Raw genomic sequence first — 10,021 nt, forward strand, 5'->3', positions numbered from 1 at the left:
GGGCGGCGGTGACCGATGGGGGAATCCAAGCAACACGGCCGCCGGCCCGACAATGCGCGCCGGTGACAACACGGCCGGACGCGAACCCGGCCTCGTTGGACGAAGCTCCAAACCGGGGCGGCGGCCGCGACGCCCGGGGCGGCCACCCCTTGACAGCCTGCGGGCCCGCTCCGCATGGTGAGCCGATCCGCCCGCGCTCGGGCAGCCCGCCGCCAGGCAAATCGTGGCCCGGTGCCGTCGTCGGCCGCCCTGTGCGGCGGTCCCGCCCCGGCGCGAGGGAGATGTCGTGCAGCTATCCACCACGACCGGGTCGAGCCCCGGGACCGTCGCCGGCCTGGTACTCGCCGCCGGTGCCGGCCGCCGCTACGGCGGGCCCAAGGCGCTCGTCCGCCACAGCGGCCCGCTGCTGGTGGAACGCGCGGTGCGTACCCTCGTCGAGGCCGGCTGCGCCCCGGCGCTGGTGGTGCTCGGCGCGGCGGCCGACCGGGTCCGCGCCGTCGCCGACCTCTCCGGCGCCCGGGTGGTCGGCAGCCCCCGCTGGGCCACCGGAATGAACTCCTCACTGCGGGTGGGGCTGACGGCACTCACCGCCACCGACGTGGTGGCGGTGGTGGTGCTCCTCGTCGACATGCCGGGCATCTCCGCCGAGGCGGTACGGCGGGTCGCGGCCGACGCCGGCCCGGCGGCCCTGGCCACGGCTGGCTACGGGCCGGGCCGCCGGGGTCACCCGGTGCTGCTGGGCCGGGAACACTGGACAGGCGTGCTCGCCTCGGCGACCGGCGACACCGGCGCGGGCGGCTACCTGCGCCAGCGCCTCGACCGGGTGCGGATCGTGCCGTGCGCCGACGTGGCCCACGACGCGGACCTCGACGTGCCGCCCGCCGACGAGGGGTGGCCCGGCGGTGGATGAGGTGCTCGCCGAGTTGCTGCGCCGCTGCGACGACGGCGAAGCCGTCGCCCTGGCCACCGTCGTCGAGACCTGGCGCAGCGCCCCCCACCCGGACGGTGCTGGTGCGGTCCTATGCCCCGCCACCCCGGCTGATCGTGTTCGGCGCGATCGACGTCGCGGCCGAGCTCGCCCGGATCGGCGTCGTCCTGGGCTACCGGGTCACCGTCTGCGACGCCCGCCCGGTCTTCGCCACCGCGCGCCGATTCCCGCAGGCGCAGGAGGTGGTGGTCGACTGGCCGCACCGCTACCTCGCGGCCGAGGCCGCTGCGGGCCGGCTGAACGAACGGACCGCCGTGTGCGTGCTCACCCACGACGCGAAGTTCGACGTCCCGGCGCTGCGGCTGGCCCTCGACCTGGAGCTGGGCTTCGTGGGGGCGATGGGCTCCCGGCGGACCCACCACGACCGGCTCGGCCGGCTCCGCGAGGCCGGCGTCACCGAGGCGGCGCTGGCCCGGCTCAGTTCGCCCGTCGGCCTGGACCTGGGTGGGCGCAGCGCCGCCGAGACGGCCGTCAGCATCGTCGCGGAACTCGTCGCGGTCCGCAACTGCCGCCGGGGCGGGCGGCTGCGAGACGCCACCGGCAGCATCCACGGCTGACGCCACCGGCAGCCTCCGCCCGCTGACGGGCGACCGGCTGGAGGCTGGAGGAACGTACAACGGGGGCGTCGGTAACTTGGCCGGTTTTGGTCGTCGCGGCGCTGTTCGGCCCGCCGGCCCGCCTGTTTGACTCCTTCCGCAAGGGACGGGAGGGCGACCGTGGGTCGGATCGAGGAGTTCAACGCGCTCGCCGCGCAGCGGGCCGAGGACGAGCTTGCGGCCTGCTGCGCCGTCCCCCGCTGGGCCCGCGAGATCGTCGCCGGGCGGCCGTATCAGAACCTGGCCGCGCTGCTGGCCGCGGCGGATGCCGCCAGCGCGCGGCTCACCTGGCCCGAGGTCGAACAGGCGCTCGCCGCCCACCCGCGCATCGGCCAGCGCCCGGTGGGGCAGCGCCGGGAGGACGGCTGGTCGCGGGGGGAACAGTCCGGCCTGGACGCATCGTCCGGCCGGACCCGCGCGGCCATCGCCGAGGCGAACGAGGAGTACGAGCGCCGCTTCGGGCACCTCTTCCTGATCTGCGCCACCGGCCGCAGCGACGTGGAGTTGCTCGCCGCCGCGCGGGCCCGGCTGGCGCACGACGAGGCCACCGAGCGGGCCGTGGTACGCGATGAACTGATGAAGATCGCCGCGCTGCGGATCAGGAAGCTGCTCGATGAGCCGGCCTGACACGGGCCGCGGCGGCCCGTTCGCGCCGTTGTCCACGCACGTGCTCGACACGGTCGTCGGGCTGCCCGCGCCGGGCATCCCGGTCCGGCTCGACCGGCTCGGCGGTACGCGGTGGCGCCAGGTCGGGGCCGGGCGGACCGACGCCGACGGCCGGCTGCGCGACTGGGTGCCGGCGGGCGAGTGGGCGGCCGGCCGGTACCGGCTCGTCTTCGACCTCGACGGGCACCTCGGACCGGATCCCTTCTTCCCGGAGGTCGTGCTGTCCTTTCTGGTCGGTGATCCCGACGCGCACCTGCACCTGCCGCTGCTGCTCAGTCCGTTCGGCTACACCACCTACCGAGGGAGTTGACAGATGGGGATCGTGCTGGGGCCCAACCGGTACGGCAAGGCCGAGGTGCGCGTGGTCCACGTGGCCCGCGACGGCGACCGGCACACGCTGCGCGACCTCGACGTCCGCACCGCCCTCGCCGGGGACCTGGACGCCACCCATCTCACCGGCGACAACAGTCAGGTGCTGCCCACCGACTCGCAGAAGAACACCGTCTACGCGTTCGCCCGCGAGCACGGCGTCGCCTCCCCCGAGGCGTTCGCGCTCCTGCTGGCCCGGCACTTCGTGCACAGCCAGGCGGCCGTCCGACACGCCCGGGTGGCCGTGCAGGAGTTCGGCTGGCAGCGGCTCGGGCCGCACTCCTTCCAGCGCGACGGCGCGCAGACCCGCACCGCGACGGTCAGCTACGACGGGGACACCGCCCAGGTGGTGTCCGGGCTGACCGGTCTGGTGCTGATGAACACCACGAACTCCGAGTTCCACGGCTACGTGCGCGACGAGTACACGACGCTGCCGGAGACCACCGACCGGATCCTGGCCACCGCTGTGGACGCCCGCTGGCGGCACCTCGACGCCGGAGCGGACTGGGATGCCGCCTACCAGCGGGTACGCGAGGCGTTGGTCGCCGCGTTCGTCGAGACGTACAGCAGGTCGTTGCAGCAGACCCTGTACGCGATGGGCCGGCGGGTCCTCCAGACCCGGCCGGAGCTGGCGGAGATCAAGCTGTCGCTGCCCAACCGGCACCACATCCCGGTCGACCTGTCGCCGTTCGGGCTGGACAACCCCAACGCCGTGTTCGTCGCCACCGACCGGCCGTACGGGGTGATCGAGGGCACCGTCGGCCGCGACGACGTCGCCCCGGCCGGCGGGGACTGGTGAGTGCCGTGCCCGCCCACCCCGCCTGGCCCGCCGGCACCGCCGCAGCACGCCGGGGGCACCGGTGATCGTCATCGAGAACTGCGCCGTCGCCACGGTCGACGCCGCCCGCACCGAGTACTCCGTCGGTCACGTGGTGATCGGCGACGACGGCCGGATCACCGCCGTCGGGGCCGGGCGGGCCGATGCGGTGGACCGGTCGGCCCGCCTGGTCGACGGCACCGGCTGCCTGGCCACCCCGGGCCTGGTCAACGCCCACCACCACCTCTACCAGTGGGTGACCCGGGGGCTGGCCCAGCAGTCGGACCTGTTCGGCTGGCTCACCACCCTCTACCCGGTCTGGGCCGGGCTGGACGCCGAGATGGTCAACGCCGCGGCGGCGGCCGGGTTGGGCTGGCTCGCCCTGTCCGGCTGCACGACCAGCACCGACCACCACTACGTGTTCCCCCCGGGCGGTGACGACCCGCTGGCCGCCGAGATCGAGGCCGCCCGGCTGGTCGGGCTGCGCTTCCAGCCGTGCCGGGGGTCGATGGACCTCGGCCGGTCGGCGGGCGGGCTGCCCCCGGACTCGCTGGTGGAGCGCACCGAGGCGGCGCTGCTGGCCACCGAGACCGCCATCGACCGCTACCACGACCCCTCGCCCGGCTCGATGCTGCGGATCTCCGTGGCCCCGTGCTCACCGTTCTCGGTCACCAGCACCCTGATGCGGGAGTCCGCCGCGCTGGCCCGGCGTCGGGGGGTCCGGCTGCACACCCACCTGGCCGAGACCGCCGAGGAGGAGCAGTACTGCCGTGCCACGCACGGCTGCACCCCGGTCGAGTACGCCGAGCAGCTCGGCTGGCTCGGCGACGACGTGTGGCTGGCCCACGGCGTACACCTGGACGACCCGGCGCTGGACCGGCTGGCCGCCACCGGGACGGCGGTGGCGCACTGCCCCAGCTCGAACGCCCGCCTCGGCGCCGGCACCGCCCGCGTGCCGGAGCTGCTCGCCGCCGGGGTGCCGGTGGGCCTCGGCGTCGATGGCGCCGCCTCCCAGGAGGCCGGCCAGCTCGGCGCCGAACTGCGGCAGGCGCTCTACGCGGCCCGGCTGCGCGGCGGCCCGGCCGCGCTGACCGCCCGGCAGGCCCTCGCCCTGGGCACCGTCGGCGGCGCCGAGTGCCTCGGCCGCGCCGACGAGATCGGCTCGCTGGAGGTGGGCAAGCTCGCCGACGTCGCGCTCTGGCGTCTCGACGGGCTGGGGCACGCCGGCATCGACGATCCGGTCGCGGCGCTGGTGCTCGGCCCGCCCGCACCGCTGGCGCTGCTGCTGGTCGGCGGCCGCACCGTCGTCGAGCACGCTGAGCTGCGCACCGCCGACGCCGAGACCCTCGCCGGGCAGGCCGCCCGGGCGCACCGCCGGCTGCTGGCGCTGGCCGACTGATGCGCCTGGCCCGGGACGCCTACGCCGACCTCGACGACCGGCTCGCCGCCGTCGACGCCGAGCTGGGCGGCGCGCAGCCACCCCCCGTCGCCGTCCGGCAGCCGGTGCACACCGTGTACGTCCCCGCCGACCGGGTCACCGCCGACCTCGTGCCGTCCTGGGGGGCCGCCGCGCTGGCCGCGCTGCGGGACCATTCGCCGCTGCCGTTCGCCGAGGAGCTGCGCGCCGCTGTGGAAGGCAAGCTGGCCCGGGAACCGATCGAGGACCTGCGGGTCGACCTGGAGGACGGCTTCGGGGTACGCGACGACGACGCCGAGGACGACGCGGTGCGCTCGGCCGCCCGGGCGCTGGTGCAGGCCCACTCCGCCGGGGCCGCCACGCCCTTCGTCGGGGTACGGATCAAGTGCCTGGAGGCGGCGACCCGGCACCGGGCGGTCCGCAGCCTCGACCTGTTCCTCGACGCCTGCGGCGGGCCGCCGGCCGGCTTCGTGGTGACCCTGCCCAAGGTCAGCCACCCGGCGCAGGTCGAGGCGATGGCCGCGCTCTGCGCTCGCCTGGAGACGGCGTACGGGCTGGCGGACGAGGCGCTGCGGTTCGAGGTGCAGGTGGAGGTGCCCCGCGCGGTGCTCGGCCCGGACGGCACGGCGACGGTCGCCCGGCTGGTCGCCGCCGCCGGGGGCCGCTGCGCGGGGCTGCACTTCGGCACGTACGACTACAGCGCGGCGTGCGGGGTGGCCGGCCCGTACCAGAGCATGGAGCACCCGGCCGCCGATCATGCCAAGGCGGTGATGCAGGTGGCGGCGGCCGGTGCCGGGGTGCCTGTCTGCGACGGCTCCACCAACGTGCTGCCGGTGGGCGGGGCGACGGCGGTGCGGGCGGCCTGGGCGCTGCACTCCCGGCTGGTCCGCCGCTCCCTCGAACGCGGCTTCTACCAGGGCTGGGACCTGCACCCGGCGCAGTTGCCGACCCGGTTCGCCGCGACGTACGCCTTCTTCCGCGACGGCGCGCCCGACGCGGCCCGGCGGTTGCGGGCCTACCTGGACCGCCGCTCGGAGGGGGTGCTGGACGAGCCGGCGACCCGGCGCGCGCTCGCCGGGTTCCTGCTGCGCGGGCTGCACTGCGGGGCGCTCACCTTCGCGGGGACCGGATTCGACCGGGCCGAGCTGCGGCGGCACGCGTCGTGACCTGACCGGTGCCGGGCCGAGGAGATGAGGAGGGCCGATGAGCTACGACCTGGTGGTGCGATCCCGGCGGGCGGTGCTGCCGGGCGGGCAACGGCCGGCGGCGGTCGGCGTGCGCGCCGGCCGGATCGCCGCGCTCGCCGGATACGACGAACCGCTCGACGCCGGCGTCGACGAGGACCTGGGCGACGTCGCACTGCTGCCCGGCCTGGTGGACACGCACGTGCACGTCAACGAGCCCGGCCGCACCGAGTGGGAGGGCTTCGCCAGCGCCACCCGGGCCGCCGCGGCCGGCGGTGTCACCACCCTGATCGACATGCCGCTGAACAGCGTCCCACCGACCGTCACCGTGGCCGCGCTGGAGACCAAGCGCGCCGCCGCGCGGGGCCGCTGCCATGTCGACGTCGGGTTCTGGGGCGGCGTCGTGCCGGGCAACCTCGGCGACCTCGTGGCACTGGACCGGGCCGGGGTGTTCGGCTTCAAGGCGTTCCTCGTCGACTCCGGCGTGCCGGAGTTCCCCCCGGTCGACGCCGACCTGCTGGAGCAGGCCCTGCGTACGGTCGACGCGCTCTTCGTCGTGCACGCCGAGGACCCGGGGTCGGTGCGCCAGTCGCCCCCGTCGCCGCGCTACGCCGACTTCGTCGCGTCCCGACCGCCGGCGGCCGAGCGGTCCGCCGTCGCGACGGTGGTGGCCGCCGCCCGCCGGACCGGGGCCCGGGTCCACGTGCTGCACCTGTCGTCGGCCGGGGCTCTGCCCGAGCTGGTCGCCGCGCGGGCGGACGGCGTGCGGCTGAGCGTGGAGACCTGCCCGCACTACCTCGCGTTGACCGCCGAGCAGGTGCCGGACGGCGCGACCGAGTTCAAGTGCTGCCCGCCGATCCGGGACCGCGACAACCAGGACCGGCTCTGGGCCGCGCTGGCCGACGGCACCGTGGACTGCGTGGTCAGCGACCACTCGCCCTGCCCGCCGGAGCTGAAACGGGCCGACACCGGCGACTTCGCCGCGGCCTGGGGCGGCGTCGCGTCGGTACAGCTCAGCCTGCCGGTGGTGTGGACCCAGGCCCGCCGCCGTGGGCACGACCTGGCCGACGTCGTCGGCTGGATGGCCACCGGCCCGGCCAACCTGGCCGGGCTGCCCGGCAAGGGCCGGCTCGCGGTGGGCTGCGACGCCGACCTGGTGGCCTTCGACGCGGACGCCGGCTTCCGCGTCGAGCCGGGCCTGCTGCACCACCGGCACCCCGTGACGCCGTACGCCGGGCAGCAGTTGACCGGCGTCGTGCGGGCCACCTGGCTGCGCGGCGAACCGGTCACCGGCGACGCCCCACGCGGCCGGCTGCTGCGGGCGGGTGCGGCGTGAGCGCCCCGGGCGAGTCCGCCGGCCCGGCCACCCGCCCCGATCCGGCGGCCCTGCGTGCGCTGGCCACCCTGCCCGACCTGGCCTCGCGCGCCTTCGGCGGTGGCGTCGTCACCGCCACCGACGAGTTCTTCGCCGCAGCGGACAACCTGGTGGAGCCGCTGCCCCCGACCTTCTCGCCCCGCACCTTCGCCGCGAAGGGGCAGGTCTACGACGGCTGGGAGACCCGACGCCGCCGCGAGCCCGGCTCCGACCACGCCATCGTCCGGCTCGGCCTGCCGGGCATCGTGCGCCTGCTGGTCGTCGACACCAGCTTCTTCACCGGCAACTATCCGCCCTTCGCCGCCGTCGACGGGTGCGCCGTCGACGGCTATCCGGGGCCGGCCGAGCTGGCCCGGGCGCGGTGGGTGCCGCTGCTGGGCCGCTCGCCGCTGGCCGGCGACGCCCGCAACGCCTTCCCGGTCAGCGTGCCCCACCACGTCACCCACGTCCGGCTCACCATCTTCCCCGACGGCGGGGTCGCCCGGCTGCGGGTGCACGGGGACGTGGTGCCCGACCCGCGCCTGCTGCCCGACGTCCTCGACCTGGCGGCGACGGAACACGGCGGACAGGTGCAGGGGTGCAGCGACGGGTTCTACGGCGCCCCGCAGAACCTGCTCGCGCCCGGCCCGGCCCGGGTGATGGGGGAAGGCTGGGAGACCGCCCGCCGCCGCGACGACGGCAACGACTGGGTGCTGGTCCGGCTGGGCGTGCCCGGGGTCGCGCACTTCGTCGACCTCGACACCAGCCACTTCAAGGGCAACGCACCGGGACGCGCCACGCTACGCGCCGCCGACGACCGCCACGGCGACCTCGACGACCCGGGCGCGTGGTTTCCCCTGCTGCCGGACACCCGGCTGCTGCCGGACACCCGGCACCGCTTTGCGGTCGCCGAGCCCCGGGCCGCCACCCACGTCCGGCTGGATATCTTCCCCGACGGCGGGATGGCCCGGCTGCGGGTGACCGGCCAGATCGATCCCGTCGGCCGGGACGCGCTCGCGGCCCGCTGGCTCACGGCCCGGTCGGGTGAGGTGTGAAGACGGCCTCGCCCGGCCGGGCCGTCCGTGGTGGGACCCGGGACCGCGTCCGAACGCGTTCGCGAGCCCGTCACACCATGGCGACCGCATCGAAACTATCGCTTGATAAATCCGCAACTTTCTGAAAACCTAAGTCCATCGATGAAGATGAGTGCCGACACGGGTCGGCCCACCCCGAGGCCCATCGCAAAACGACCCAAAGTGCATCGCGCCACCGCCCCGACTCCCGACCATCGGCCGGGCGAGGCGGTCACCCCGGCAACGCTCAACCCACACCCTCAGGAGGTGCTCGAGTCGACCACGCGGCGAGAGCCCGGCGCCCGTAGCCACCACCTATCGCAAGCGGGCGCCGGACCACTCACCGCACGCTGTACTCGCTGGTCACACAGCCCAGGGCACACCGCGTCCCGGTATTCGCGCCTGGCCTGGGCCGTGTCGCCGGGGCGGCCGTGAGGCGCAAGCGCCACGGCCGGCGTCGGCATCGAGGCGAGCTTCGTACTTCCGTCCCCCTGCTGGAGGATCAGCATGTTCTCCTGGACCCGTCCCACGAGGCGTCGACTTCGAACGCTCTCGGTCACCGGAGTCGCCACCGCCGTGGCGGCTCTCACCCTCTCCCTGCTTCCCAGTTTCGCCCAGGCCGCCGAGACCACCCTGGGCGCGGCCGCGGCCCAGTCGGGTCGGTACTTCGGCGCCGCCGTCGCTGGGCAGAAGCTCGGCGACAGCGCGTACACAACGATCTTGAACCGGGAGTTCAACAGCGTCACTCCCGAGAACGAGATGAAGATCGACGCGACCGAGCCGCAGCAGAACAACTTCACCTTCGGCAGCGCCGACCGGATCGTCAACCATGCCCTCAGCCGCGGCTGGCAGGTGCGCGGCCACACCCTGGCCTGGCACTCGCAGCAGCCGCCGTGGATGCAGAGCATGAGCGGCAGCGCCCTGCGCCAGGCGATGCTGAATCACGTCACCCGGGTCGCCGCCTACTACCGGGGCAAGGTCGTCGCCTGGGACGTGGTGAACGAGGCGTTCGCCGACGGCCCCAGTGGCGCGCGGCGCGACTCGAACCTGCAGCGCACCGGCAACGACTGGATCGAGGCCGCGTTCCGGGCGGCGGACGCCGCCGACCCCGGCGCGAAGCTCTGCTACAACGACTACAACACCGACGACTGGACCCACGCGAAGACGCAGGCCGTCTACAACATGGTGCGGGACTTCAAGCAGCGTGGCGTGCCGATCGACTGCGTCGGTTTCCAGTCGCACTTCAACGCCAACTCGCCGTACCCGAGCAACTACCGCACCACCCTGTCCAGCTTCGCGGCCCTCGGCGTGGACGTCCAGATCACCGAGCTGGACATCGAGGGTTCCGGCAGCACGCAGGCCAACACCTACCGCAACGTGATCAACGACTGTCTGGCCGTCGCCCGCTGCAACGGTGTCACGACGTGGGGCGTGCGGGACTGCGACTCGTGGCGGTCCGGTGGCACCCCGCTGCTCTTCGAGTGCAACGGCAACAAGAAGCCCGCCTACACCGCCACCCTCGAGGCGTTGAACAGCGCGACTCCCACTCCCACTCCC

General features: G+C 74.9%; 10 protein-coding genes and 1 pseudogene. All 11 read left to right on the forward strand.

Translation table 11 applies throughout. From position 1 onward, the window contains the following. Positions 1–286: 286 nt before the first annotated feature. A complete protein-coding gene (locus E1258_RS25930; RefSeq protein WP_243715688.1) occupies positions 287–910 on the forward strand; it encodes an NTP transferase domain-containing protein in 624 nt (207 codons plus the stop codon). A gap of 1 nt (position 911) precedes the next feature. Beyond that, a pseudogene (locus E1258_RS36010) lies at positions 912–989 on the forward strand (hypothetical protein); the annotation flags it as partial. 22 nt (positions 990–1,011) lie between these two features. After that, positions 1,012–1,545, forward strand: a complete 534-nt coding sequence (locus E1258_RS25940) for an XdhC family protein (protein WP_243715689.1) — start codon at positions 1,012–1,014, stop codon at positions 1,543–1,545. Between the two features lie 159 nt (positions 1,546–1,704). Then, positions 1,705–2,211, forward strand: a complete 507-nt coding sequence (gene uraD / locus E1258_RS25945; RefSeq protein ID WP_243715690.1) for a 2-oxo-4-hydroxy-4-carboxy-5-ureidoimidazoline decarboxylase — start codon at positions 1,705–1,707, stop codon at positions 2,209–2,211. Next, the gene (gene uraH, locus E1258_RS25950) at positions 2,198–2,560 is read left to right on the forward strand and encodes a hydroxyisourate hydrolase (protein WP_132405716.1); all 363 of its coding nucleotides are present in this window, start codon (positions 2,198–2,200) and stop codon (positions 2,558–2,560) included. Before uraD ends, uraH begins: the two co-directional genes overlap by 14 nt. Positions 2,561–2,563: 3 nt before the next feature. Then, on the forward strand, positions 2,564–3,418 hold the full coding sequence (gene pucL / locus E1258_RS25955; protein ID WP_007076254.1) for a factor-independent urate hydroxylase: 855 nt from the start codon (positions 2,564–2,566) through the stop codon (positions 3,416–3,418). 61 nt (positions 3,419–3,479) lie between these two features. Next, positions 3,480–4,835 carry an 8-oxoguanine deaminase gene (locus tag E1258_RS25960; RefSeq protein ID WP_132405718.1) on the forward strand — a complete coding sequence of 452 codons (1,356 nt, stop codon included), beginning with the start codon at positions 3,480–3,482 and terminating at the stop codon, positions 4,833–4,835. Further along, positions 4,835–6,019: an aldolase/citrate lyase family protein gene (locus E1258_RS25965; protein WP_243715691.1), complete on the forward strand. Its 1,185-nt coding sequence runs from the start codon at positions 4,835–4,837 to the stop codon at positions 6,017–6,019. Before E1258_RS25960 ends, E1258_RS25965 begins: the two co-directional genes overlap by 1 nt. 37 nt (positions 6,020–6,056) lie before the next feature. Then, positions 6,057–7,373 carry an allantoinase AllB gene (allB, locus tag E1258_RS25970; RefSeq protein WP_132405720.1) on the forward strand — a complete coding sequence of 439 codons (1,317 nt, stop codon included), beginning with the start codon at positions 6,057–6,059 and terminating at the stop codon, positions 7,371–7,373. Continuing rightward, positions 7,370–8,446, forward strand: a complete 1,077-nt coding sequence (gene alc, locus E1258_RS25975) for an allantoicase (protein ID WP_243715692.1) — start codon at positions 7,370–7,372, stop codon at positions 8,444–8,446. The genes allB and alc overlap by 4 nt, the downstream gene beginning before the upstream one ends. 525 nt (positions 8,447–8,971) lie before the next feature. Further along, positions 8,972–10,021: endo-1,4-beta-xylanase (locus tag E1258_RS25980; RefSeq protein ID WP_243715693.1), on the forward strand; the 1,050-nt coding region annotated here is incomplete at its 3' end.

Source organism: Micromonospora sp. KC207 (assembly GCF_004348615.1).
In the GTDB taxonomy this organism is placed as follows: domain Bacteria; phylum Actinomycetota; class Actinomycetes; order Mycobacteriales; family Micromonosporaceae; genus Micromonospora.